This is a genomic window from Mycetocola miduiensis, from assembly GCF_900115155.1.
GTDB classification, from domain to species: Bacteria; Actinomycetota; Actinomycetes; order Actinomycetales; family Microbacteriaceae; genus Mycetocola_A; species Mycetocola_A miduiensis.
This window is the reverse complement of record NZ_FOVM01000001.1, coordinates 257,779-282,397: the sequence shown is the minus strand read 5'-3', so window position 1 is coordinate 282,397 and position 24,619 is coordinate 257,779. Positions and strand designations below refer to the sequence as shown.

At 65.6% G+C, this 24,619-nt stretch carries 25 protein-coding genes and 1 tRNA gene; 21 read left to right on the top strand and 5 right to left on the bottom strand.

The annotated features are described in order from the left end of the window. Positions 1-122: 122 nt before the first annotated feature. Entirely contained in the window at positions 123-1,547 is a 1,425-nt protein-coding gene (locus tag BM197_RS01295; protein WP_090708123.1) for a dihydrolipoyl dehydrogenase family protein, read from the bottom strand. A gap of 250 nt (positions 1,548-1,797) precedes the next feature. Here BM197_RS01295 and BM197_RS01290 point away from each other — a divergent pair. The 6 genes from BM197_RS01290 to BM197_RS01265 all read left to right on the top strand — a co-directional run bounded on the left by BM197_RS01290 (position 1,798) and on the right by BM197_RS01265 (position 5,347). Then, a tRNA-Trp gene (locus BM197_RS01290) sits at positions 1,798-1,870 on the top strand. 50 nt (positions 1,871-1,920) lie between these two features. After that, positions 1,921-2,196 (top strand): preprotein translocase subunit SecE, encoded by a 276-nt coding sequence (secE, locus tag BM197_RS01285; protein ID WP_090708121.1) that lies wholly within the window; start codon positions 1,921-1,923, stop codon positions 2,194-2,196. Positions 2,197-2,279: 83 nt separating this feature from the next. After that, a complete protein-coding gene (nusG, locus tag BM197_RS01280; RefSeq protein ID WP_090708119.1) occupies positions 2,280-3,275 on the top strand; it encodes a transcription termination/antitermination protein NusG in 996 nt (331 codons plus the stop codon). 88 nt (positions 3,276-3,363) lie between these two features. Further along, entirely contained in the window at positions 3,364-3,795 is a 432-nt protein-coding gene (gene rplK / locus BM197_RS01275) for a 50S ribosomal protein L11 (RefSeq protein ID WP_090708117.1), read from the top strand. A gap of 138 nt (positions 3,796-3,933) precedes the next feature. Further along, positions 3,934-4,623 carry a 50S ribosomal protein L1 gene (gene rplA / locus BM197_RS01270; RefSeq protein WP_090708116.1) on the top strand — a complete coding sequence of 230 codons (690 nt, stop codon included), beginning with the start codon at positions 3,934-3,936 and terminating at the stop codon, positions 4,621-4,623. Between the two features lie 181 nt (positions 4,624-4,804). Continuing rightward, positions 4,805-5,347 carry a GNAT family N-acetyltransferase gene (locus tag BM197_RS01265; protein WP_342714535.1) on the top strand — a complete coding sequence of 181 codons (543 nt, stop codon included), beginning with the start codon at positions 4,805-4,807 and terminating at the stop codon, positions 5,345-5,347. A gap of 4 nt (positions 5,348-5,351) precedes the next feature. Here BM197_RS01265 and BM197_RS01260 read toward each other — a convergent pair whose 3' ends face one another. The 3 genes from BM197_RS01260 to BM197_RS01250 all read right to left on the bottom strand — a co-directional run bounded on the left by BM197_RS01260 (position 5,352) and on the right by BM197_RS01250 (position 7,474). Next, the gene (locus BM197_RS01260; RefSeq protein WP_245762330.1) at positions 5,352-6,362 is read right to left on the bottom strand and encodes an NADP-dependent oxidoreductase; all 1,011 of its coding nucleotides are present in this window, start codon (positions 6,360-6,362) and stop codon (positions 5,352-5,354) included. Positions 6,363-6,494: 132 nt separating this feature from the next. After that, on the bottom strand, positions 6,495-7,127 hold the full coding sequence (locus BM197_RS01255) for a YqaJ viral recombinase family protein (protein WP_090708112.1): 633 nt from the start codon (positions 7,125-7,127) through the stop codon (positions 6,495-6,497). Between the two features lie 86 nt (positions 7,128-7,213). Continuing rightward, positions 7,214-7,474, bottom strand: a complete 261-nt coding sequence (locus BM197_RS01250) for a thioredoxin family protein (protein WP_090708110.1) — start codon at positions 7,472-7,474, stop codon at positions 7,214-7,216. Positions 7,475-7,541: 67 nt separating this feature from the next. On the opposite strand from BM197_RS01250, the gene BM197_RS01245 reads away from it, so the two are divergent. The 11 genes from BM197_RS01245 (at position 7,542) to rplL (ending at position 17,787) form a co-directional block, all read left to right on the top strand. After that, complete coding sequence (locus BM197_RS01245) at positions 7,542-8,378, top strand: NAD-dependent epimerase/dehydratase family protein (protein WP_090708109.1); 837 nt, start codon at positions 7,542-7,544, stop codon at positions 8,376-8,378. A 90-nt stretch (positions 8,379-8,468) separates the two neighbouring features. After that, positions 8,469-9,296, top strand: coding sequence for an IclR family transcriptional regulator (locus tag BM197_RS01240; RefSeq protein WP_090708107.1), 828 nt, complete (start codon positions 8,469-8,471; stop codon positions 9,294-9,296). Positions 9,297-9,476: 180 nt separating this feature from the next. After that, positions 9,477-10,250 carry a protocatechuate 3,4-dioxygenase subunit beta gene (pcaH, locus tag BM197_RS01235; RefSeq protein WP_090708106.1) on the top strand — a complete coding sequence of 258 codons (774 nt, stop codon included), beginning with the start codon at positions 9,477-9,479 and terminating at the stop codon, positions 10,248-10,250. Then, the gene (pcaG, locus tag BM197_RS01230; protein ID WP_090708104.1) at positions 10,243-10,890 is read left to right on the top strand and encodes a protocatechuate 3,4-dioxygenase subunit alpha; all 648 of its coding nucleotides are present in this window, start codon (positions 10,243-10,245) and stop codon (positions 10,888-10,890) included. The genes pcaH and pcaG overlap by 8 nt, the downstream gene beginning before the upstream one ends. A 22-nt stretch (positions 10,891-10,912) precedes the next feature. After that, on the top strand, positions 10,913-12,415 hold the full coding sequence (locus BM197_RS01225) for a lyase family protein (protein ID WP_090708103.1): 1,503 nt from the start codon (positions 10,913-10,915) through the stop codon (positions 12,413-12,415). After that, positions 12,412-13,587 (top strand): bifunctional 3-oxoadipate enol-lactonase/4-carboxymuconolactone decarboxylase PcaDC, encoded by a 1,176-nt coding sequence (gene pcaDC / locus BM197_RS16770; RefSeq protein ID WP_090708101.1) that lies wholly within the window; start codon positions 12,412-12,414, stop codon positions 13,585-13,587. Before BM197_RS01225 ends, pcaDC begins: the two co-directional genes overlap by 4 nt. Positions 13,588-13,659: 72 nt before the next feature. Further along, positions 13,660-14,418 carry a response regulator transcription factor gene (locus tag BM197_RS01215; protein WP_090708099.1) on the top strand — a complete coding sequence of 253 codons (759 nt, stop codon included), beginning with the start codon at positions 13,660-13,662 and terminating at the stop codon, positions 14,416-14,418. Then, the gene (locus BM197_RS01210) at positions 14,415-15,905 is read left to right on the top strand and encodes a sensor histidine kinase (RefSeq protein WP_218151792.1); all 1,491 of its coding nucleotides are present in this window, start codon (positions 14,415-14,417) and stop codon (positions 15,903-15,905) included. The genes BM197_RS01215 and BM197_RS01210 overlap by 4 nt, the downstream gene beginning before the upstream one ends. Further along, positions 15,902-16,564, top strand: a complete 663-nt coding sequence (locus BM197_RS01205) for an HAD family hydrolase (protein ID WP_090708097.1) — start codon at positions 15,902-15,904, stop codon at positions 16,562-16,564. The genes BM197_RS01210 and BM197_RS01205 overlap by 4 nt, the downstream gene beginning before the upstream one ends. 270 nt (positions 16,565-16,834) lie before the next feature. Beyond that, positions 16,835-17,350, top strand: a complete 516-nt coding sequence (gene rplJ / locus BM197_RS01200; RefSeq protein WP_090708095.1) for a 50S ribosomal protein L10 — start codon at positions 16,835-16,837, stop codon at positions 17,348-17,350. Positions 17,351-17,403: 53 nt separating this feature from the next. Further along, the gene (gene rplL / locus BM197_RS01195) at positions 17,404-17,787 is read left to right on the top strand and encodes a 50S ribosomal protein L7/L12 (protein WP_090708093.1); all 384 of its coding nucleotides are present in this window, start codon (positions 17,404-17,406) and stop codon (positions 17,785-17,787) included. Between the two features lie 123 nt (positions 17,788-17,910). Here rplL and BM197_RS01190 read toward each other — a convergent pair whose 3' ends face one another. Next, positions 17,911-18,936, bottom strand: coding sequence for a LacI family DNA-binding transcriptional regulator (locus BM197_RS01190; protein WP_090708091.1), 1,026 nt, complete (start codon positions 18,934-18,936; stop codon positions 17,911-17,913). A 324-nt stretch (positions 18,937-19,260) separates the two neighbouring features. On the opposite strand from BM197_RS01190, the gene BM197_RS01185 reads away from it, so the two are divergent. The 4 genes from BM197_RS01185 to BM197_RS01170 all read left to right on the top strand — a co-directional run bounded on the left by BM197_RS01185 (position 19,261) and on the right by BM197_RS01170 (position 24,611). Continuing rightward, the gene (locus BM197_RS01185) at positions 19,261-20,610 is read left to right on the top strand and encodes an ABC transporter substrate-binding protein (RefSeq protein WP_090708090.1); all 1,350 of its coding nucleotides are present in this window, start codon (positions 19,261-19,263) and stop codon (positions 20,608-20,610) included. Between the two features lie 78 nt (positions 20,611-20,688). Continuing rightward, positions 20,689-21,660 (top strand): carbohydrate ABC transporter permease, encoded by a 972-nt coding sequence (locus tag BM197_RS01180; protein ID WP_090708088.1) that lies wholly within the window; start codon positions 20,689-20,691, stop codon positions 21,658-21,660. Then, complete coding sequence (locus tag BM197_RS01175; RefSeq protein ID WP_090708086.1) at positions 21,657-22,649, top strand: carbohydrate ABC transporter permease; 993 nt, start codon at positions 21,657-21,659, stop codon at positions 22,647-22,649. The genes BM197_RS01180 and BM197_RS01175 overlap by 4 nt, the downstream gene beginning before the upstream one ends. An 84-nt stretch (positions 22,650-22,733) precedes the next feature. Beyond that, positions 22,734-24,611, top strand: coding sequence for an ABC transporter ATP-binding protein (locus BM197_RS01170; protein ID WP_218151807.1), 1,878 nt, complete (start codon positions 22,734-22,736; stop codon positions 24,609-24,611). Positions 24,612-24,619: the final 8 nt, after the last annotated feature.

Below are 24,619 nucleotides of genomic sequence, written 5' to 3'. Positions count from 1 at the left end.
GTACGTGTCCGCTGCGGGGGAGGGCGCCATGGCGGAGTCGCTCGTTCATCAGTATCTGGCCGAGAACCAGGCGTGACGGCTGCATATCCGCATCGGCCTGGACGTTGCAGCTGCAAGAAGCGTCACGCCTCCGGGCGACCGTATTCCTCGAGCAGTCGCAGCCAGATTTCGTTCACCGTGGGGTACGCGGGAACCGCATGCCACAGTCGGTCGATCGGCACTTCCCCGACGATGGCGATGGTCGCCGCCTGGAGAAGTTCGCTGACGTCCGGGCCGACGAAAGTCACCCCGAGGAGGACCTTCCGCTCTTCATCCACCACCATGCGCGCCTGGCCCCGGTACCCGCTCTCCCGGAGGCTCGCCCCCGCGATGTCGCCGATCTGGTAATCGACGGAGCGCACCTCGAAGCCGGCCTGCCGGGCGGCGGCATCCGTCAGTCCCACCGACGCGACCTCCGGTTCGGTGAAGGTCACCTGCGGGACGGCATCATGGTCTGCCGTTGCGACGTGCGTGCCCCAGCGTTCATCGGAGACCGTTTTGCCTGTAGCGCGGGCGGCGATCACGTCCCCGGCTGCCCGGGCCTGGTACTTGCCCTGGTGGGTGAGGAGGGCACGGTGGGTGACGTCGCCGGCGGCATAGAGCCAGTCGAAGCCCCGGACGAGCATGGTGTCATCGGTGTTGAGCCAGCCGCCAGGGGTGAGGCCGATCGACTCGAGGCCGATGTCGGCGGTGCGCGGGTTTCGCCCGGTCGCAACGAGCACCTCGTCGGCGGTGATCGACTGACCGTCGCCGGTCTCGACCGTGACTCCCGAGGCGGAGCGGGTCGCTTTCGTCGTGTCTGTGTGAAGCAGCACGGTCACCCCCTTCTTCCGGAGCGCCTTCGCGACGGCCTCGCCAGCGAACGGTTCCATGCCGCCCAGGAGGCCGCTCCGAGCGATCACGGTCACGGCGGTGCCGAACCCGGCGAACGCCGTCGCCATCTCCGCGGCCACGACGCCGCCACCGAGGATGACAAGGCTCTTGGGAACCGTCTGGGTGCTCGTCGCCTCCCTGCTCGTCCATGGAGTCGCGTCGCGGAGCCCGTCGATGTTGGGCACGGCTGCCCGCGAGCCGGTGGCAACGGAGACCGCATGCCTCGCCGTCAGGACGGTGGTGGCGCCGTCCCGCGCGGTCACGGTGACTTCCCTTGGCGCCGTGATCCGGCCGTGGCCGCGCACGAGGTCGATGCCGGCGCCCGTCAGCCATTTGACCTGCCCGTCGTCGGACCAGTGCGAGGTGAAGGAATCACGACGCGCGAGCACGGCCGGAATGTCCAGTGTGCCCGTCACGGCTGCTGCCGCACCGGGAACGCGTTTGACGGCCCGGAGCGCCTGGGCGGGGCGAAGCAAAGCCTTGGACGGCATGCACGCCCAATAGGAGCACTCTCCGCCGACCAGTTCGTTTTCGACGATCACAGCGGTCAGCCCGCCCTGCACGGCACGGTCGGCGAGATTTTCGCCCGTGGACCCTCCGCCAAGGACGATGAGGTCGTATTCGGTGGAGGTCATGCCTGCTGCCTTTCGGTTGGCCGAGTTCGGAGCGCTGCTTCGACCATATGTCGCGCGTGCCCGGCTGGCCAGTTCGAGTCTCGGTGCCGAACTTTGCGGTGCCAGCATCGCCCTGTACACTTATCGAGGTAGTTGAAGTCTGCCAAGCTTTTCTGCGCCAATTTTCTTGGTTCCTTCCCGGATAATCGAAATGCCAGCGAGGAGAAGTACGTCAGGTTTCAGCGTCCTGACCGGGAGAATTTCCGGTCTTAGGGCGGTGGCTCAATTGGTAGAGCAGCGGTCTCCAAAACCGCAGGTTGCAGGTTCGAGTCCTGTCCGCCCTGCGCGTCGGTAGTGAATTCATGAAGTGCCGACACACGAAAGGTGTAACCAGGTGGCCCGAAACGTGATCGACGAACCGAACGAGGAGATCGTCGCAGCAGCAAAGAAGGAACGCGCAGCCAAGCGCGGACCCTTTGCCGGGATCATCCTGTTCCTGAAGCAGGTGATCGCTGAACTCAAGAAGGTCGTCACCCCGACCCGAAAAGAACTGTTCAGCTACACCGGCGTTGTGCTCGTTTTCGTCGTGATCATGATGGCCCTGGTGTACGGCCTTGACCAGTTGTTCGGCTGGATCGTCATCTTCGTCTTCGGGACGCCCGCCGCCTGACGGCTCCGGGATCCGATCGAAAGATCGACAACGCGAACGGTGGCTTCCACGGCCACACCACAAGCAAAAGGAATGAGATTTAGGTGTCTGAGAGAAATCTGGACGACGTCGACTGGGCGACTGCCGCTGAGCAGTCCAGCGAGGATGACGAAGCGCAGGAAGGCAACGTCCTGGCCGCCGAGGAGCACTCGGTCGAGCCCGCTGAGCACGAGGCTCTGCACGTCGAAGACTCGAATGACGTCGTCGACCTCGACGCCGTCCTCGACGCCCTCGCCGAGGTCAGCGACCCCGAAGCCGACGCGGTCGTCGATGACGCCCTGGAGATCGACGAAGCCGCCGAGGTCGAAGCCGCAGCGCTCGCCATCGGCGACGAGATCGAGGTCGAGCTGGAAGAGGACGCCGACACTGAGCCTGAGGTTGAGCCGTACACCGGCGAGGAGCCGGACGTTGAGCCCGCCGACATCGACCCGTACGAGGCGTTCCGCAAGGAGCTTCGCACCCTGCCAGGCAAGTGGTTCGTCATTCACTCGTACGCAGGATTCGAGCGCAAGGTCAAGGCGAACATCGAGCAGCGCAAAGGCTCGCTCGACGTCGCCGACTTCATCTACCAGGTCGAAGTGCCGATGGAAGACGTCGTCGAGATCAAGAACGGCCAGCGCAAGATGGTCACCCGCGTGCGCATCCCCGGATACGTTCTCGTCCGGATGGACCTCAATGAGGATTCCTGGTCCGTCGTTCGCCACACCCCCGGTGTGACCGGGTTCGTCGGCAACGCTCACAACCCGACACCGCTCCGCGCCGAAGAGGCGTTCAACATGCTGAAGAGCCTCGTCGAGGTCAAGGACACCGCTCCGGCGAAGTCCGGCGGCGCAAAGGGCGGCCAGACCGCTCGCGCCATCCCCGCCGAAGTCGACTTCGAGATCGGCGAGACGATCACCATCAAGGAAGGCTCGTTCGCAGGCCTCCCGGGTTCGATCAGCGAGATCAAGCCGGAGAGCGGCAAGCTCACGGTCCTCGTCTCCCTGTTCGAGCGCGAGACCCCGGTCGAGCTCAGCTTCGACCAGGTCACCAAGCTTTAGATTTCCCAATCCACCGCGGCCCAACCGGGTCGGCGGGAGAGCATCCGTCATTCGTCGGGAGCTCGAAACCCAATAAGAAGGAAGAAACATGGCACCGAAGAAGAAGGTTACTGGTCTGATCAAACTTCAGATCAAGGCCGGCGCCGCCAACCCCGCCCCGCCCATCGGCCCGGCCCTGGGTCAGCACGGCGTGAACATCATGGAATTCTGCAAGGCATACAACGCCCAGACGGAAGCCCAGCGCGGAAACGTCATCCCGGTGGAGATCACCGTCTACGAGGACCGTTCATTCACGTTCATCCTCAAGACCCCGCCGGCCGCTGAGCTCATCAAGAAGGCCGCAGGCGTTGCCAAGGGGTCAGGAACCCCCCACACCGTCAAGGTCGCAAAGCTCACCAAGGACCAGGTCCGAGAGATCGCCGAAATCAAGATGGCTGACCTCAACGCGAACGACATCGAGGCTGCCTCGAAGATCATCGCCGGAACCGCCCGTTCCATGGGAATCACCACCGAGGCGTAAAGCCTCAGACGAATGGATGCTCCGCTTCACGCGGCATCCGTCGTCACCCTGGAAGACGCATCGCGTTTTCCGTACAACTTTTTCGTGGCAGCGCCGGCCAGGCGCAGATGACCACATTCTCGAATTGGAGAAATTCACATGGCACAGAAGTCAAAGGCCTACCGGGCCGCCGCCGAGAAAATCGGCACTGACAAGGTTTACTCGGCACAGGAAGCTGTCTCCCTCGCGAAAGAGACCGGCTCGACCAAGTTCGACTCGACCGTTGAGGTTGCACTCAAGCTCGGTGTCGACCCCCGCAAGGCTGACCAGATGGTCCGCGGTACCGTGATCCTTCCTCACGGCACCGGTAAGACCGCCCGCGTCATCGTTTTCGCAACGGGCCCGGCAGCAGAAGCCGCTATCGCGGCCGGCGCTGACGAGGTCGGTGGCGACGAGCTCATCGAGAAGGTGGCCGGCGGCTACACCTCGTTCGACTCCGCCGTCTCGACCCCTGAGCTCATGGGTAAGGTCGGTCGTCTCGGTAAGGTCCTCGGACCCCGCGGCCTCATGCCGAACCCGAAGACGGGCACCGTGACCCCCGATGTCGCGAAGGCCGTCTCCGAGATCAAGGGTGGAAAGATCGAGTTCCGCGTCGACAAGCACTCCAACGTGCACTTCGTCGTCGGCAAGGCCTCGTTCGCTCCCGAGCAGCTCACCGAGAACATCCAGTCGGCGCTCGAGGAGATCAACCGCCTCAAGCCGTCGTCCTCGAAGGGTCGTTACATCCTCAAGGGCACCGTCTCGACGACGTTCGGTCCTGGCATCCCGATGGACATCTACTCCATCTAGTTCTGTGAAAGAGGGCCCCGCGGTTTCCGCGGGGCCTTTTTCGTGCGCCCGGCTCTTTGGTGCGGATGGTATCCGCGGGTCGTCACCTCACCCGTTCCCGACGGGGTCACCCGCTGCGCCCGGTGAGCCGGTCCGGAACGGGTGATCGGGTGGTGTGCCGGCAGCCAATAAACTGGGCGGCGTGACAACAGGAGTGACAGCAACCATGCGACCGGCCGCGAGTACGGATGCCGATGCCCTTGCGGAGCTCGCCCGGGTCACCTTCCCGCTCGCCTGCCCGCCGGGAACCGCGCCTGAGGCGATCGCCGAGTTCCTCGCCACCCACCTCTCCGCCCCGCGTTTCGGCGATTACCTGGCCGACCCGGGGCGCCTGATCACGGTCGCGGAGGACGAAACGGGCCTGTGCGGGTACACCATGCTCATCTCCGGGGAGCCGGGCGACGACGATGTGGCCGCCGCGATCGGCATCCGCCCGACGATTGAACTCAGCAAGGTCTACGTGCTGCCCGGCTCGCACGGGCGCGGGATCGCGGCACCCCTGATGCAGGCAACCCTCGACGCTGCCCGCGGCACAGGCGCCGCAGGGATCTGGCTCGGCGTGAACCAGAAGAACGCACGGGCCGTGCGCTTCTATGAGAAGAGCGGCTTCGCGATCGTCGGCGAGAAAACCTTCCGCCTCGGCCCCGAGCTGCACTCCGACTTCGTCATGGAACGGGCGCTGTAACTGTTCAGCGGCTCGGCACGGTGAGGACGATCTTGCCTCGCGTGTGCCCCGACTCGAGGGCGCGGTGCGCGTCCGAAATCTCCGCCAGGTCGAAGACCTGGTCGACGAACACCCGCACGTCACCCGACTCGAGCAACCGGCTGATCGTCGACAGCGTGTCGCCGTCCGGCGCGACCTTGTAGGTGGTCGCCCTGACCCCAGCAGCGGCGGCCTCGTCGAGGAACGTCGGCCAGCTGCCCGTCGGGGCGTTCACGATGAGCCCTCCGGGGTTCAGGACCGACAGCGACCGGGATCCGGTCTCGTCGTGCACGTTGCCGATCAGGTCGATGACGACGTCGATGTTCGTAGCGACGTCCTCGAACCGGGTCGTCGTGTAATCGACGACCTCCGCGGCGCCGAGTTTGCCGAGCCAGTCCTGATTGCGGCCGGATCCGGTCGCAATCACGTGGGCGCCGAAATACCGGGCGAACTGCACCGCGAAGTGGCCCACCCCGCCGCTTCCGGCGTGGATCAGCATCCGCTGCCCCTGGTGTGCCTTCGCGACTTCGACGACCATGCCCCACGCGGTGAGGGCAGCGAGCGGAACGCCGGCGGCTTCGACATGGGAGAGGGTGGACGGCTTGCGGGCGACAGACAGGCTGGGCACCGCGACGTACTGCGCGAATGTCCCCGACATCCGCGGCACAGGAACCATGCCATACACCTCGGTGCCGGGCGAGAGCGGATGCGCCTCGTATGGCGACTTCACGACGATGCCGCTGAAGTCGTTGCCGAGGACTGCCGGGTACGTCAGCCCGGCCGCCGTGCCCTTGCCAGCCCGAGTCTTAGCGTCGATGGGGTTGATGCCCGCTGCGACGACCTTGACGACGAACTCGGAGTTGAACGAGGCAGGCACCGGCACCGTGTCGAGGCGAAAGGCGTCAGCGTCTCCGGGGCCGTCGATGACGGACGCGAGCATGGACTCGGGCACAGTCAGGTTCTCGTCGTTGCTCTCTGGGATCGTGTTCGTCGTCATATCCCGAGTCTGCCACGCCATCCACACACCTTCACGCATGTGAGCCCCCCGTCGCCGTTGCCATGGCCCAAGTCAAGCCGCACAATGCGTCGTCCGTGTTACGGCGTCGTTCCGCGTCGCAAACGAATTGAGCTACGGGATGTCGTACGGGTCGTCGTTCACGAGGTAGCGCGAGACCGGGCGGGTCGTGCGGCGGTGCAGTTCGTCGATCAGATTGTTGGCGAGGCCGACGAGTTTGCTGATTTCCTTCTCGTCGCGATCGACCCAGCGGCAGCGCGGTTCGTCGTCCACCGGCACGAAGTTGGTGTGTTCCTCCCAGACGACGAGAGTGCGTTCGGCGCCGAGCACGTACTGCTGCCACCAGATCTGACGAAGGTAATTCCGCGGAACGGACCGCCACGCTTTCGTCGTCGTTTTGATCTCAGCGAGCACCAGCGCGCCGGATGCCGTCATCGAGAGGCCGTCAGGGGTTGCCAGGTGCCGCCGTTCGATCTCGGCATGGAACAGCGCCGATGACGGGGCGATCCCGTGTGTGGCTGCGACCCAGCGGGCGATCTCCGGCTCGCGGATGCGTCCGTGGTCGGTGTAGGCGTTGCCGGAGAACCCGGGTCCGCCGCCGAGCTTCTCGGTTGCGACGGCGTCGATGGCCGCGGGGCCAGACAGTCGGGCGACATCCGTTGCGGTGATCCCGCGCGAACGTGCGCGAAGCCAGGCCACCCGATCCGTCGAATCGGCGACGAGGCGGTCGAGGTAGGTGGATGGCACCCCCCTATTCTGCCCCGAGCTCGGCGACACGCCCGCCAGCGGATGTCGTCGGCGCGTCCTCGTGAGCGGGGTCCGGGGCCGCGGCGTTAGAGCGCCTGCGCCGCCGCGGTGAGAACCTGGTTGAGTGTCGGGACGCCGGTCGCGCGGAACACTTCGGTGCCGTCATCTGTGAGGACGATGACGGTCGGCGTCACCCGGATTTCGTCGTCGTAGGCCAGCGCGTTCTCCCTCGCCACGTCACGCTCGGTCACCGTCGCCTGCGGGAGAAGCCTGGCGGCATCCGCGAGCACCGACCGGGCCTGGGCGCACGGCGAGCAGAACGACGAGGTGTAGAGGACGAGTTGCATGATTCAAGCCAACCATGCCCGGCGCAATCCCATTCCCCTCGATTGCGGCATGGACCAGACTTGCGCCATGAGAATTGCAGTCACCGGAGGATCAGGCAAGCTGGGACGAACCGTCGTGCGGGTGCTCCGTGAGGCGGGACACGAGGTGGTCACCCTCGATGCGGCCGGCGAAAGGGGTGACGGCTTCGTCCGCGTCGACCTCACCGACTACGGGCAAACTCTCGACGCGCTCCTCGGGGTGGACGGGCAGGACGGGTTCGACGCGGTCGTGCACCTCGCTGCTATCCCGGCTCCCGGCATGACGAGCAACGTGGCGACGTTCTCCAACAACATGCAGGCCACATACAACGTCTTCGCGGCGGCGATCCGGGCGGGCATCCGCAACGTCGTGTACGCGTCGAGCGAGACGGTGCTCGGGTTGCCGTTCGACGTACCCCCGCCATACATTCCGGTCGACGAGGAGTACCCGGCCCGCCCCGAGAGCACGTACTCGCTCGTCAAGCACCTCGAGGAGCAGATGGCCATCGAACTCGTGCGCTGGCATCCGGACCTGAAGATCGTTGCCCTTCGCTTCTCGAACGTCATGGACGAGGAGGATTACGCCCAGTTTCCGTCGTGGGATGCCGATGCCAGAGCCCGCAAATGGAACCTGTGGGGGTACATCGACGCGCGCGACGGCGCCCAGGCCGTGCTGCGGGCGCTCGAACTGGAGAGCGTCGGCTTCGACCGCTTCATCATCGCCGCGGCGGACACGGTGTCCGACCGCCCGAATGCGGAGCTCCTCGCTGCCGTGTTCCCCGACGTTCCGGTGACCAGGGAAGTGGGCGAGCACGACACCCTGCTCTCGATCGACAAAGCTCGTCGCATCCTCGACTACTCGCCCAAGCACTCCTGGCGCGACTAGATCGTCGCGAGATGCCGACTTTGCGGGGGTTCGAGGGCTTCTGGACCCCTGCAAAACCCGGCAACTCGCGAGTGTTGTAGCGTGAGGTTGATGTCAGGAAAGCCGGCCAGGGCCAGATACACCGAAGAGCGAGGCGAGGGCGCCCCGGCAGACGACCGCGGCGTCGCACGCCGGCTGTTCGCGATTCTGGATGCCTTCACCACGCCGACCCTCGCATCCTCCCTCTCGCTCACGGCGATTGCCGACCGCGCAGGACTCCCGCTGTCAACGACTCACCGCATGGTCGCCGAGTGGGTGTCCTGGGGCGGACTTACCCGGCAGGACGACGGCCGGTACTCGCTCGGGATGCGACTGTGGGAGGTCGGCGTGCAGACGCCGACGGCGCGGAACCTGCGCACCATCGCCCTGCCGTACCTGGAAGACCTCTACGAGTCGTCCCGGGAGCACGTGCACCTGGCCGTCCTCGACGGCCTGGATGCCCTCTACCTCGAAAAGCTGTCAGGACACCACGCCGTGCGGGTGATCTCGCGTGTCGGCGGCCGGCTGCCGCTGCATTCGACCGGGGTCGGCCTTGTGCTGCTCGCCTATGCTCCGAACGACCTGATCGACGCGTACCTCTCCGGGTCCCTGGACAAATACCTGCCCGGTACGGTGACCTCGCCGGAGGAGTTGCGGAGGCGACTCGCGGGCATCCGTACCGAGGGGGTCGCGGTGATGTCGGAGGAGATGACCGCCGGATCCAGCTCGCTCGCGGCCCCGATTCGCGATCGCACTGGCCGTGTCGTCGCCGCCGTGTCGATCGTGACGCGGACGAGCCCCTTCGCGCCGCACAAACCAGACCCGGCGCACGAACAGGCGGTCCGGGCCGCGGCGCACGGGGTCAGTCGTGCGCTTGGCTACCGCCGGTCGGACTCCTGACGCAGCCGGGAACCGTCCGCAGCGGGAAAACCGCCCGCCGCTGGGGACAAGTTCAGCTATGAGGCAGCTTCCACTCAGTGGAAACTGCCTTTGTCTCGGCCGCGGCCGCTTCCAGACTGGGGACGCACCCTCCCTGTGCGAAGCAGTTCGGCCGCCTCCCTTTGCAGCGAAAGACACAGCATGACAATGAACAGTCAGAACGAGATCACCGAGGAGATCCTCGCCATAGAAGCCGATGCGCGAAAGAGCGTCGAGGCGGGCGGGTCTCCCGAACTCCACCCGCGCCGCGATTACGCGCCATACCGCAGCTCGCTCCTGCGCCACCCCACGCATGAGCTCGTGCGCGTGGACCCGGAAGAGATCGAACGGGTGTCGCCGGCGTTCGGGCACACCGACGTGAGCCTGCTCGAGAGCGACCTCACCATCGCCCACGCGGCAGAGCCGATCGGTGAACGCATCACCGTAAGCGGCCACGTCCTCGACGGCGAGGGCCGGCCGGTCCGCAACCAGCTGGTGGAGATCTGGCAGGCGAATGCCGCCGGTCGGTATGTGCACAAGCGCGACCAGCACCCAGCCCCGCTCGACCCGAACTTCACCGGCGTCGGCCGGGCGATCACCGGCGAGAACGGCGAGTACACCTTCCAGACGATCAAGCCGGGGCCGTACCCGTGGCGGAACCACGTCAACGCCTGGCGGCCGGCACACATCCACTTCTCGCTGTTCGGCAGCGCATTCACCCAGCGGCTGGTCACCCAGATGTACTTTCCGAGCGACCCGCTGTTCGCGCTCGACCCGATCTATCAGTCCATCGCGGACCCCGCCGCGCGGCAGCGACTCATCGGAGCGTACGACCACAGCCTGAGCGTGCCTGAATACTCACTCGGGTACCGCTGGGACATCGTCCTGACCGGTCCGAAGTCCACCTGGATGGAAGGCGAAGAAGACCATGACTGACACCAGGACGAACACCGACGCCAGTGGTCCGGGCGCTATCGGACCCGTCGAACTGAACACGTCACAGATCGGCACCGAACGGCAGGGCGATGGCAAGCAGACCCCGTCACAGACGGTGGGTCCGTTCTTCGGATACGCCCTGCCCTATAACAAGGGCTGGGAACTCGTTCCACCGCACCGCGCCGACGCGATCCGCCTGCACGGCACGGTCTTCGATGGGGACGGCGCAGTCGTACCCGACGCCATTCTGGAGATCTGGCAGGCCGACGCGACCGGCACCTTCAGCCGCGAACAGGGGAGCCTCGAACCCGACGGCTACACCTTCACCGGATTCGGCCGGGCGAGCGTCAACCTCGCCGGGCACTACTCGTTCACCACCGTGAAGCCCGGACCAACGTCGGTCGGCAGAGCCCCGTCCGTCCTGGTCACCGTTTTCGCACGCGGCCTGACTCACCACCTGTTCACGCGGGTCTTCTTCCCCGAAGACACCGATGCGCACGGCACCGACGCCGTGCTCGCTGCCGTGCCGGCCGACCGGCGCTCCACCCTGCTGTCCGTCTCGGACGGACCGGCGTCGTACCGGTTCGACATCCGCCTGCAGGGCGACGGCGAAACCGTGTTCCTCGACTTCGAGAACTGACGCAGAAACGGATGCTCCACGCATGAACGCAGGACCGGCTTCGAAAATCCCACCATCGGCCTGGGACGTCGGGCTGCTCGACCCCCTCAGCGCCGGCACGGGTGCCGCTGAGATCACCAGCGATTCCGCCTGGCTGCAGGCCATGGTCGACGTCGAACTGGCGCTCACCCGGGCGCTCATCGACGCGGGACTCGTGCCGGAGGAGATGCGCGACGTCTGCGACCGGCTTGCCGACGCCGGGTCGCTCGACCTGGCTGCCATCGCTGCGGAGGGCCGGGGAGGCGGAAACCCCGTCATTCCCCTGGCGAAGCACCTGGGTGTCGCGGCTGAGGCGGTCCGTTCCGGGGCATCGGACCACATCCACGTCGGCGCGACCAGCCAGGACATCGTCGACACCGCAGCCATGCTTCTCGCCTCCCGCGTTGCCGCCGAAGTGCTCGCACAGCTGGACGTGCTCGCAGCAGCGCTGGCGGAGCTTGCCGATTCGCACCGCGCGACAGCAATGGCCGGGCGAACCCTCGGACAGCAGGCCTCACCGACGAGCTTCGGCCTCGTCGTTGCTGGATGGCTCGACGCTACGCTCCGTGCCGCCGAGCGTCTGGCTGACGTGCGCGCCGCCCTCCCCGTGCAGCTCGGGGGAGCAGTGGGAAACCTCGCCGTGCTCACCGGCATCGCGTCGGCCAGACGAGCGGATGCCGCATCCTCCGCGGTCGTGGACCAGGTAATCGCCGCCTTCGCCGGCCGACTCGGCCTGTCGGCTCCCGCGGTCAGCTGGCACACCGATCGCCTGGTCATCTCCGAACTCGCGTCGGTGCTCGCCGCGGCGACCGGTGTCGTCGGAGCGTTCGCGATCGACGTCTCTGTTCTGTCCCGCACGGAGATCGGCGAAGTCAGCGAGCGGCTCGGAAAAGGCGAGGGCGGGTCGAGCGCCATGCCGCATAAACGCAACCCGGTCACCGCTATTCTCGTCACCGCCGCGGCGCGACGCGCGCCTGCCCTCCTCACCACGCTGTACGGCAGCATGCTCGCCGAGGACCAGCGGCCAAGCGGAGCGTGGCACGCCGAGTGGCAGGCGCTGAGAGACCTCGAACGCCTGTGCATCTCAGCCGTCACCGGTGCGGCATCGCTCGCCGAACGACTCGACGTCGACGACGACCGGATGCGCGCCAACCTCGACCTCACGGATGGCCTTGTCTTCAGCGAACGGGTGACGACGATCCTCGCCGAGGCGCTCGGCAAGAGGGTCGCGTTCGACCTCGTCACCAAGGCATCCCACGAGTCGGTCAGCACTTGCCGACCGTTGCAGGTTGTGCTGTCGGGTGCACTGGCGTCTGAGGGGGCATCCGACGAACTCCGCCAGAAGATCTGGGCGGCATTCGACTACTCGGGTGACCTCGGCCAGGCCGACAGTGGGATCGACCGGGTGCTGGTGAAGTACCGCGAGCGTCGTGCCCGCGCCGAGAACACAGGAGGCGCAGGGAACACCGCAGGCGCCGAGAACACAGAAAGCGGAACCCCGTCATGACCGAGCCCATCCTCCGTTGCCTCGTCGAACCGGCAGCAACAGGAGACCCGGAGGCACCCCTGATCGTCCTCGGCCCGTCGCTCGGAACCACGACCGCCCTGTGGGACGGCGTCGTGAGCGCGCTGTCCGCCCAGCACCGCGTCTTGCGCTTTGACCTGCCCGGGCACGGCATCAGCCCGGCCACCACCGAGGGTTTCACCGTCGCCGACCTCGCGGCATCCGTCCTTGCAGCCGTCGACGCAGCCGGTGGTGGCTCCTTCCATTACGCGGGCATCTCATTGGGCGGCGCGATCGGGCTGGAACTGGCCATCCGACACCCGGATCGGCCGCGCAGCCTTGCCGTGATCTGCTCAGGGGCGAAGATCGGAACCGCCGACGGCTGGCTCGAACGCGCCGCAAGAATCCGCGCGAGCGGCACGCCGTCACAGGTGCAGGGCAGCTCCGAGCGGTGGTTCGCGCCCGGGTTCCTCGACCGTGATCCCTCCGCCGGTTCGAAGGCGTTCGAGACGCTGATGGATGTAGACGACGAGTCCTACGCACTCGCCTGCCAGGCGCTCGCCGATTTCGATGTGACGGATGCCGTTCGGAGCATCCGTTCGCGGACGCTGTGTGTCGCAGGAGAGCACGACCTGCCCACGCCGCCCCAACTGCTGGTCGACCTCGCGAACGCGATCCCCGGCGCACGCCAGGTGACAATTCCCGGTGTGGCGCACCTGCCGGCGTACGAGCGCCCGGACGTCGTCGCGGAACTCCTTCTCGAGCACGTCGGAGCCGACGCGAATCGTGGTTCCCGGACCGTTGCGGACACCTATGCCGCCGGCATGGCCGTGCGCCGCGCCGTTCTCGGCGATGCCCACGTTGATGCTGCAAACGCCGCCATCACCCCAGAGACCGCCGACTTCCAGGACTTCATCACCCGGTACGCCTGGGGTGAGATCTGGACCCGCCCAGGACTCGACCGGCGAACACGGAGCTTCCTCACCATCGCGTCGCTTGTGACCGGTGGGCACGAACACGAGCTCGCGATGCACGTCCGGGCGGCGCTGACCAACGGGCTGACCCGCGCCGAGATCAGCGAGGCGATTCTGCACACGGCGATATACGCCGGACTCCCGGCCGCGAACGCGGCACTCGGCATCGCCCGCGACACCTTCGCGAAGCTGGACGGCTAAAACCTGCAACTCGCGCAGTAGCTGCAAAGGTTTCTCAAAGCTCCTTCATAGGTCAAAGAAGATACTGGAAGTGTGAGTTCATTCGTATCGTCGTCCCGTCCGGCCGCGTCCCTGCCGCTCAAGAGAGCGGACGGCAGCGCTGTGCGCGTTCTTGTCGTTGATGATGAGCGAAGCCTCACCGACCTGTTGAAGATGGCCTTGCGCTATGAGGGGTGGGAGATCCGGACGGCGGAAACGGGGCGGCAGGCGCTCGACATCGCCCGCGAGTTCCGGCCGGATGCCATCGTCCTCGACATCATGCTCCCGGACATCGACGGCATGAGCGTTCTCCATCGGTTGCGCGCCGACGGTGACGACGTCCCCGTCCTCTTCCTCACGGCGAAGGACGCGCTCGACGACCGGATCGCCGGGCTGACCGCCGGCGGAGACGACTACGTCACCAAGCCGTTCAGCCTTGAGGAAGTTGTGGCTCGGCTGCGCGGCCTCATCCGGCGTTCGACGCTGACAGGGGCATCCTCCTCGCCCGTGATCTCGCTCGGCGACCTGACCCTCAACGAAGACAGCCACGAGGTGTCCCGCGGCGGTGTGCCGATCGATCTGACAGCGACCGAATACGAGCTTCTTCGATTCCTCATGCGGAACCCTCGCCGGGTGCTCTCGAAGGCGCAGATCCTCGACCGGGTCTGGAGCTACGAATTCCAAGGCAAGTCGAGCGTCGTCGAGATTTACATCTCGTACCTGCGGAAGAAGATCGACGCGGGTCGCCCGCCGATGATCCACACGGTGCGTGGCGCCGGCTACCTGCTGAAGGTCCCCGAGGCGCAGGAGTGAACCCGCTGTCAGGGTGGACCCTGCGAAAGCGCCTCGTGGTCGCCGTGGTCGCGCTGCTCGCGCTCGCTGCGGTGATAATCGGCTTCGCGAGCGTCGTCAGCGTCCGAACGGTGCTGCTCGACCGGGTCGATGCGCAGTTGACCGCGGCAACGACCCGATCGTCCGGCGCCGCTGAGGAGCGGCCGGGCCGCGATGCTTTCGCGCCGTCGTCAGAACCCCCGATCCCCGAGTTCGTCGGAGTACCCGGACAATCCGCAGGCACCCTGGGCGCCATCATCGCCGGGGGCGCGGTGCGTTACGCGGGCTACCTCGACGCCGACGGCGACCTGCAGCCCCTGACCACTCGGCAGGTGGCAACTCTGCTGACCGTCGGCCTCGGTGGAGAACCGGAGTCGATCGACCTCGGCGGGGACCTTGGCTCGTACCGGGTCGTTGCCGTCGAAACCAGCGACGGCGCGATGATCGTCGGGCTGCCGCTCGCCGACCTCGAGTTCACCCTCGGCCAGCTCATCGCCGTGATCAGCGGAATTGCGCTCGGCGTGCTCGTGCTTGCCGGAGTCGCGGCTTACGTCATCGTCCGGCTCGCCCTCCGGCCACTCGACCGGGTCGCGAAAGCGGCGTCGGATGTGTCGGAACTCCCGCTCGACCACGGCGAGGTTGCGCTCGGCGTTCGGGTCCCCGACGACGATGCCGACCCGCACACCGAAGTCGGGCGCGTTGGCGCCTCGATCAACAGGATGCTCGGGCACGTCGCCGCCGCGCTGTCCGCACGCCAGGCATCCGAGAACAAGGTGCGAACGTTCGTGTCAGATGCCAGCCACGAACTCCGCACACCGCTCACCTCCATCCGTGGCTACGCCGAACTCACCCGGCGGTCGGGTGAGGACCTCCCCGAGGATGCGACGTACGCCCTCGGCCGGATCGAATCGGAGGCGGTGCGGATGACGGCCATCGTCGAGGACCTGCTCCTGCTTGCCCGGCTGGATGAAGGGCGCGAACTGGCGAAGGACCCGGTCGAACTCTCCGCCCTTCTTGACTCGGCGGTCAGCGACGCCCGGGCGGCGGCGGCCGACCACGACTGGGTTCTCGACCTCGAAACCGCACCAGTCACCGTGATCGGAGATTCGCAACGGCTGATGCAGGTCGTCGCCAACCTGCTGGGAAACGCGCGCGTGCACACCCCGGCCGGAACGCGGGTGGTGGCGAGGCTGTCCGTCGTTGGCGACCAGGCGCAGATCTCGGTAACCGACAACGGTCCGGGCATCGACCCCGACGTTCTCGGCCAGGTCTTCGAACGGTTCGTCCGCGGGGACGTGTCTCGCCAGCGCGCCTCCGGCGGCACCGGCCTCGGCCTGGCGATCGTCGCCGGCGTGGCCGAGGCTCACGCCGGCGCCGTTGTCGTCGAGTCGGTCCCCGGGCGAACGGAGTTCCGGGTCTTGCTGCCGTTGGCTAGAGTTGGCGCAAACGCCAGGAGCGGGATGCCATGACTGAGACGCCGAAAGCCGTACTCTTCGATGTCGACGGAACTCTGGTCGACTCGAACTATCTGCACGTCGAGGCGTGGAGTCACGCCTTCTACGAACTCCGGGTGCCGGTGCAGGCGTGGCGCATTCACCGCGCCATCGGCCAGGACTCCGCGAAGCTCCTCGGCGCGCTCCTCGGCGATCGCGCCGACGAACTCGGAGACCGGGCAAAAGCTCTCCACTCCCACTTCTACACCCCGCTTGCATACCGGCTGCGTCCGCTCGATGGAGCGAGGGAACTCCTCCAGGCGCTCGCCGAGCGCGGGACGACGGTCGTCCTTGCAACGTCCGCCCCTGAGGACGAACTCGCCCTGCTCACCGCCGCCCTCGACGCCGACAACTCGATCGACGCCACGACGAACGCCGACGACGTCGACGTTGCGAAACCCGACCCGTCGATCGTGCAGGTCGCCCTCAGCAGGGCCGACGTCCGAGCCGAGGACGCCATCTTCGTCGGTGACTCCGTCTGGGACTGCATCGCCGCCTCGCGCGCCGGAGTACGCACCATCGGCTTGCTCTGCGGCGGCTCCTCATCGGCCGAACTCCGGTCGGCCGGCGCGATCGCGGTGTACGACGACCCCGCCGCGCTTCTTCGAGAGATCCATCTCAGCCCGCTCGCCTGAGAACCGCGCGGCCGCCCGATTTGGCCGAGGACAACGGATGCCCTAAGCTGGGACAAAACCAAAGACCGCAGGTTTTCGGCGTGCGCGCAAAAGCGAGCATCCGATCGAAGGTTCTCGACTGAGACAACCCGCGCAGGTGGACGAAACATTCTCGAGATTCTCTCTGACTGCTCCGTGCGCTTGCGCCGGAGCTTTTCTTATTTCTGAGCCGACTGCCCCTTTGGCTCGTGCCGCTTCCGCGGTACGAGGAAGACTAATCAAGGAGTGGCTATGGCGAACAAGGAAGCCTCGGTTGCCGAACTCACGGAGAAATTCCAGAGCTCGACCGCCGTTCTGCTGACCGAGTACCGCGGCCTCACTGTTGCTCAGCTCAAGACGCTGCGCAAAGACATCAGTGCAGACGCAACCTACGCCGTGGTGAAGAACACGCTGACCAAGATTGCCGCGAACAACGCGGGCATTTCGTCGTTTGACGAAGAGCTCGTCGGTCCGTCGGCCGTCGCATTCGTGCACGGTGACCCTGTCACCGTTGCGAAGAGCCTGCGCGCCTTTGCCAAGGCAAACCCTCTCCTGGTGATCAAGGGCGGTTACTTTGACGGTAACCCCCTGACCGCCGCAGAGGTAGGCAAGCTCGCCGACCTCGAGTCCCGCGAAGTTCTGCTCGGCAAGCTTGCCGGCGCCTTCAAGGCCTCGCTGTTCGGAGCCGCATATCTGTTCAACGCACCGCTGTCGAAGGCCGTTCGCACGGTCGACGCGCTGCGTGAGAAGCAGGAGTCCGCTTCCTAGGTTCAAACCTGGGACAGCGGTGAGTAGACCAAAGAAATCTAAGGGAGAAAATCATGGCAAAGCTGTCAACTGAAGAGCTGCTTGAGCAGTTCAAGGGACTCACGCTCATCGAACTCAGCGAGTTCGTGAAGGCATTCGAGGAGACCTTCGAGGTCACCGCCGCAGCACCCGTTGCTGTTGCCGGACCGGCTGCTGCCGGTGGCGAGGTCGAAGAGGTCGAAGAGAAGGACTCCTTCGACGTCGTTCTCGAGTCTGTCGGAGACAAGAAGATCCAGGTCATCAAGGCCGTGCGCGAGCTCACCTCGCTGGGTCTCGGCGAGGCCAAGGCCGTCGTCGATGGCGCTCCGGGCACCGTCCTCGAGGGTGCAAACAAAGAGACCGCCGAGAAGGCAAAGGCTGCCCTCGAAGAGGCAGGCGCAACCGTTACCCTCAAGTAATTGATGCCCTCCGGGGCTTCAGCTTGAAACGGAACGCGCTACCGATTCGGTAGTCGAACGTGGGCGTCACCCCTCCGGGGGTGGCGCCCTTCGGCGTTTAACCGGATGCCGGCTCCGGGGATCTCAGACGGCGTCCGCGCTCAACTGCGCGAATGTCGTGCTCGCGCGCACGACGAGTCGGGCGGGCACGTCGACGACGTCGGCAGCCAACGACTCACCGGAAACAGCGGCGAGCAGGTCTGTCACCGCCGACTGTCCCTGGGCGCGGGGTTGCTGTTCGATCGTCGTCAGCGAGAACATCTCGGCGTACTCATGGCCGTCGATGCCGACGAGGGACAGATCGCCTGGCACGGCGAGACCGAGCCGTCTGGCGGCGATGATCACCCCGATGGCGATTTCGTCGCAGGCTGCGAAGACGGCGGTCGGGCGGGAGCTCGAATTGCTCAGCTCGTGCGCCCCTGCGTCATAACCGCCCGGAACACTCATCTCGGTCTGCGCGAAGCTCATTTCTCGCTCAAGGCCAGCCTGCGTCATCGCGCTGACATACCCGCGCATCCGCCTGCCGTGCACCGATGTGTCGCCCTCGCCCGTCACCGTGCCGCCCATGTGCAGAATCCGGCGATGCCCGAGCCCGATCAGGTGCTCAGTTGCCAGCCTGCCCGCGACCTCATCGTCGATCGTCAGCGATCGCACGTCGGCGACGGGTGCGCCGACGCTCACCAGGGGAATGTCCAGCCGGAGTAGCCGTGCTGTCTCTTCCGGCGTCGGTTCGACGCCGATCACGATCACACCGTCGAATCTTTTGCGGGCGAGGAAGAAGTCGAAGACGCGGTCCCGGTCGGCAGAGCCCGGGTGGATGTTGTAGAGCGTCATGTCGTAACCGCGGTTCAGCAGCGCTTCCTCAACGCCTTCGAGAATCTCCCCGAAGAACCAGCGGTTGATGAAGGGGATGACGACGCCGATGTTCTTCGTGTGCCCGGTGACGAGGCTCGCAGCATTGGGGGAGGCGACGAAGCCGATCTCCTTCGCGGCCTGAACAACCCGCTGCCGAGTCACTTCGGCGACGTAGCCCTTACCGGAGAGCGCACGGGATGCCGTCGCTTTGGACACGCCGGCACGTGCCGCGACGTCCGCGATCGCACTCCCCATGGTGTCCTCCCGACGCTGGGCTGGCGTCGTCGACGTGGCACGGACGGCGCTGTTGGTCCAAAGAGTACCGAATACGCCCTCGATAGGGAAACGGTTCCATAAAGCGGCCGCGAATGAGCGCCACTCACCTTCCAGTTCTCACGCCGGCGGGAGGAGGGCGCCTATAGCCCATTCATTCGTTATACGAGCGACCTTGTGCATCTTCGGACGGTGCCGTAACTTTTGCATGGAACCGGTTCCCTAAGGGGTCCCGGGCCGCACCAACCGGGCCGCAAGCTCCCGACTTCGGCCCAGAGTCAATCACACTCAATGAGGAGAACAGAGATGAGCTTAACGACCCATCGCCGGATACTTCTGCCGTTGGCGGCAGCTGGCATCGTCGGTCTCGCACTCACCGCCTGTACAGGCGATGTCGAGGCGGGGAACGTAGCCGACACCGATTGCGCCGACTACGAGGCGTACGGAACTTTCGACGACAACCCCGAGGTGACCATCGGTGGCACCATTCAGGACGACGAAGCCGACCGGCTCGTGGAGTCCTGGGCGGACTTCTCCACCTGCACCGGAATCGAGGTCTCGTACCAGGGCACGAAGGAATTCGAAGCCCAGATCGCTGTGCTCGCCGAGGCTGGCAACGCACCCGACATCGGCATCGTTCCGCAGCCAGGTCTTCTGGCCCGTCTGGCGGCCGGCGGCTGGCTGAAGCCGGCACCTCAGGCGGTCGAGGAGAACACCGACGAGTTCTGGGGCGAAGACTGGAAGCAGTACGGCAGTTACGACGGAACCTTCTACGCGGCTCCTCTGATGGCCAGCGTCAAGGGCTTCGTCTGGTATTCCCCGACGGAGTTCGAGGAGAAGGGCTACGAGGTCCCCGAGACGCTCGACGAACTCACAGCGCTCAGCGAAGAGATCGCAGCTGAAGGCGACCACAAGCCGTGGTGTGTCGGTCTGGGGTCAGGCGACGCGACCGGCTGGCCGGGAACCGACTGGATCGAGGACTACGTCCTCCGCCAGTCAGGTCCAGAGGTGTACGACCAGTGGATCAACCACGAAATCCCGTTCAACGACCCGCAGATCGTCGAAGCGTTCGACGCCGTCGGTGACATCATCAAGAACCCCGACATGGTCAACGGCGGACTCGGTGATGTGTCCAGCGTCATCTCCACCGAGTTCGGCGACGCTGGTCTGCCGATCCTTGACGGCGAGTGCTCGCTTCACCACCAGGCATCCTTCTACGAGGGATTCTGGCCTGAGGGCACCGACGTCAGCCCTGACGGTGACGTCTTCGCGTTCCTGCTGCCGTCGACCGAGGCCGGTGGAGACAAGGCCGTCACCGGCGGTGGCGAGTTCCCTGTCGCATTCAGCGAAGGTGAAGAAGTGGACGCTGTCCGCGCCTACCTCTCCAGCGACACCTGGGCGAACAACCGCGTCGCGCTCGGAGGCGTGATCAGCGCCAACAAGGGCCTCGACCCGGAGAACGCATCGAGTGACGTGCTCAAGGAGAGCATCGAGATCCTGCAGGACGAGAACACCGTCTTCCGGTTCGACGGATCTGACCTGATGCCGGCAGCCGTTGGCTCGGATTCCTTCTGGAAGGGCATCGTGGCCTGGGTCTCTGGTGACAGCACCCAGCAGACGGTAGATGCCATCGAATCCAGCTGGCCGAGCAGCTAGCTGATCCCACCCCATCAAGGGCGGAGCCGCCAACGGCGGCTCCGCCCTTGATCTCCTTCTTCCGAAAGGCGTAGTTCTATGACGACCGCTGACCTCATCGGCAAAATCATCCAGGTGGTGGGTGGGCTGGCGATCTTCGCCGCCATAGTGGGCCTGCTGTTCTTCTTCCTCGACAAGGCGCCCAAGCGCGGCAAGGACTACTGGCAGCTGGTCGTTTTCCTGGCGCCCGCCCTCATCCTCGTCTTCCTCGGCCTCATCTACCCCGCCATCCGAACGAGCCTCCTCGCCTTCACCAACAACCGGGGTGATTTCAACGGCCTGGACAACTTCGTCTGGATGTTCACCCAGCCGGCCATCATCAACACTCTCGTCAACACCGTCATCTGGGTGCTCCTCGTACCGACCGTGTCGACGGTCGTCGGTCTCGCTTACGCCGTCTTCATCGACAAGTCGCGCGGCGAGAAGATCTACAAAGCGCTCGTTTTCATGCCGATGGCGATCTCCATGGTCGGAGCGGGCATCATCTGGAAGTTCGTCTACGACTACCGCCAGTCGGGCACCCAGCAGATCGGCCTTCTCAACCAGGTCGTCGTCTGGTTCGGGGGTGAACCGGTGCAGTGGCTGCAGACCTCCCCGATCAACACCTTCCTCCTCATCGTCGTGATGATCTGGATTCAGACCGGCTTCGCCATGGTCGTGCTTTCCGCGGCGATCAAGGCGGTTCCTGTGGAGCAGCTCGAGGCAGCGGAGATCGACGGCACCAACCCGTGGCAGAGGTTCACCAACGTGACGCTCCCCGGCATCCGCGGGTCGCTCGTCGTCGTCCTCACCACCATCTCGATCGCCACGCTGAAAGTCTTCGACATCGTTCGAACGATGACAGCCGGAAACTTCAACACCAGCGTGATCGCCAACGAGATGTACACCCAGGCGTTCCGCGCCGCTGAGCCCGGCCGTGGTTCGGCCCTTGCCCTGGTGCTGTTCATCCTCGTCCTGCCGATCGTCATTTACAACGTCAGAGTCATGCGGAAGCAGAGGGAGATCCGATGAGCACCACACCGATCGTGCCCACCACGACCGACACCGCCACCGGAAACAAACTCGCCAAGGGGGCCGACGCCGAAGTCGGTACCAAGTCACGGAGGGTCAAGCGTCGCCTGACCTCCAGAACGGCGACGGTTGTCTCCCTCATCATCGCCGTCCTCTGGACCATCCCGACCTTCGGCCTGTTCGTCTCCTCCTTCCGCCCGGCTGAACTGATCCAGTCGACGGGGTGGTGGACGATCTTCCAGAACCCCGGTTTCACCTTCGGGAACTACTCGGAAGTGCTTCTGTCGGCCTCGCAGTCGTCACCGCAGCTGGGGTCATACTTCGTGAACTCACTGGCCATTGCGATTCCGGGGACGATCTTCCCGCTCATCCTGGGTGCCATGGCGGCCTATGCGTTCGCCTGGATGAAGTTCAGGGGCTCGAACGGGGTGTTCATCCTCATCTTCGCCCTGCAGATCGTCCCGCTCCAGATGGCGCTTCTGCCGCTGCTGCAGATGTTCACCACGTTCCTGCGCCCCCTGCAGAACAACCTCCACGATGTGCTGCCGATGATCCCCGAGCAGAACTACCTGCCGGTGTGGGTCGCCCACACGATGTTCGGTCTGCCGCTCATCATCTTCCTGCTGCACAACTTCATCTCGGAGATTCCGGGCGAAGTGATCGAAGCAGCTCGGGTCGACGGAGCCAGCCCCGGGCAGATCTTCTTCCGGATCGTCCTTCCGCTGGCGCTGCCGGCGATCGCTTCGGTCGCGATCTTCCAGTTCCTCTGGGTGTGGAACGACCTGCTTGTCGCGCTGATCTTCTCGGGCGGTACGCAGGATGTCGCGCCGCTGACGCAGAGGCTCGCCGAACTCACCGGTACCCGAGGGCAGGACTGGCAACGGCTGACCGCCGCGGCATTCGTCTCACTGATCATCCCGCTCATTGTGTTCTTCAGCCTGCAGCGTTACTTCGTCCGTGGCCTGCTTGCCGGTTCGACGAAGGGGTAGGCGCCCGTCCGTTTTCTGCCGGCCCCCGGCATCCGGGCCTCGTTATTCGAGGTCGGATGCCGGGGTTAGGGTGAACCCATGAGTATGCATGGGGGCGGCGGCGGTGGCCGCGGTGGCCGGATGCGTGGCGGCGGCGATGAAGACGCCCAGCGCGCCGTCAACGCCGAAGCACCGCGAATTCCTCACCTCTTCGGCCGCATCGCCGCCCTGTTCAAACCGCACCGGGCGAAGATTGCCCTCACCGTCGCGCTGGTGCTCATTGGTGCCGCACTGAGCGTCATCCCGCCTCTTCTTGTGGAGCGGGCTTTCGATGAAGGACTGTTCCCCGAGAGCGGAGGGCCCAACCTTCCGGCCCTCGTGCAGATCGTCGGCGCGATGATCCTGATCTACGTGCTCGCGACGGGTCTGGGCGTCTGGCAGACCTGGCTCACGGCGACCGTCGGCAACACGGTGATGGGGCAGCTGCGGGTGTTGCTGTTCCGGCGGTTGCAGGCGATGGAGCTCTCGTTCTTCACCCGGACGAAGACCGGCGTGATCCAGTCGCGGTTGCAGAACGACGTCGGTGGCGTTGCCGGGGCACTCAGCAACACCATCGCGAGTGTGCTCGGCAACACGGTGACGGTGCTCGCGGCGTTCGTCGCGATGGTGCTCATCAACTGGCAGCTGACGATCGTCGCGCTCGTGCTGATGCCGGTCCTCGTCATCGCCCAGCGCAGAGTCGGGCAGGTGCGTGCCAGGATCGCGACCAAGACGCAGGAATCGCTGTCGGACATGACGGCGATCACACAGGAGACCCTGAGCGTCTCCGGGGTGCTGCTGTCGAAGAGCTTCAACCAGCAGCCCGCCGAGATCGACCGTTACTCCGAGGCGAACACGGAACAGGTCGGCCTGCAGGTCAAGCAGACGATGAGCGGCCAGTGGTTCTTCGCCATGGTGAACATCTTCCTCTCCTCGATCCCCGCGATCGTCTACCTGGTCGCCGGCTGGCTCATGGCAGGCGGCGCCGATGACATCACGGCAGGCGCGATCGTCGCCTTCACCACCGTCCAGTCGCGGCTGTTGTTCCCGCTGATGGCACTCATGCGGGTGGGACTGGACCTGCAGACATCCGGGGCTCTCTTCGCCCGCATCTTCGAATACCTCGACCTGAAGCCGGCGATCGCCGACCGTCCGGGTGCCGCGCCGGTGACGGATGCCAGGGGTCGCCTCGGCAGCGTCGCATTCGACGAGGTGTCCTTCCGCTACCCCGACGCGTCCGAGGACTCCCGCCCGACCCTCGACCTTGTGTCGTTCTCGATATCACCCGGACAGTTCGCGGCGTTCGTCGGTCCGAGCGGGGCGGGGAAGACCACGGTGTCATACCTCGTGCCCCGGTTCTACGATGCGACCGGTGGGCGGGTGCTGTTCGCTGGGACCGACGTCCGCGACCTCACCTCCGAATCGCTCGTCTCCAACATCGGCATCGTCAGCCAGGAGACCTACCTCTTCCACGCGACGATCGCGGACAATCTCCGGTATGCCAAACCGGATGCCACCGACCTCGAACTCGAGCAGGCGGCGCGTGCGGCGAACATCCACGACACGATCCTGTCGTTCGAGCAGGGGTACGAGACGGTCGTCGGCGAGCGGGGCTACCGGCTGTCCGGGGGAGAGAAGCAGCGGATCGCGATCGCCCGCGTTCTGTTGAAGGATCCGCCGGTGCTCGTGCTCGACGAGGCGACGAGTGCGCTCGACACGATCTCGGAGAGGGTTGTCCAGCGGGCGCTCGAGGCGGCATCCGCTGGGCGGACCACCATCGCGATTGCGCACCGGCTGTCGACGATCGTGCAGGCCGACGTGATCTTCGTGATCGAGGCGGGGCGGATCGCCGAGCAGGGAACGCACGCGGAGTTGCTCGCCCAGGATGGCACGTACACGCGGATGTTTGAGGAGCAGTTGGGCAGTCGGCCGCTGGTGGATTGAGCGGCGCG